1 pseudogene is annotated in these 223 nt (G+C 69.1%); it reads right to left on the bottom strand.

Annotation, left to right across the window (positions count from 1 at the left end):
• Positions 1-223 (bottom strand): annotated as a pseudogene (locus tag EYB28_RS19690) (MFS transporter); the annotation flags it as partial.

The raw sequence follows: 223 nt of genomic DNA, 5'->3' as shown, positions 1-223 counted from the left end.
CGACGGAGCAGCCGAGCGCCGCCACGAGGCAGGCGGCGGACACGACGAGCATCAGGGCGAAGCTGCCCGTCGCCTGTGTCATCCAGCCCGCGAGCACCGGCCCCAGGGCGAACCCGCCGCCGATCATGAGGTTCGTCGTGTTCATCGCCTGCGGGCCACCGAGCTTCGAGACGCTCGACAGCAGGTACGGCAGCACGAACGTCCACGCGAACTTGAACAGCAC

Origin of the sequence: Isoptericola sp. BMS4 (assembly GCF_011634835.1) — a bacterium.
In the GTDB taxonomy this organism is placed as follows: Bacteria; Actinomycetota; Actinomycetes; order Actinomycetales; family Cellulomonadaceae; genus Isoptericola.
The sequence above is the reverse complement of the archived record's forward strand: the minus strand, read 5'-3'. Positions and strand labels throughout refer to the sequence as shown.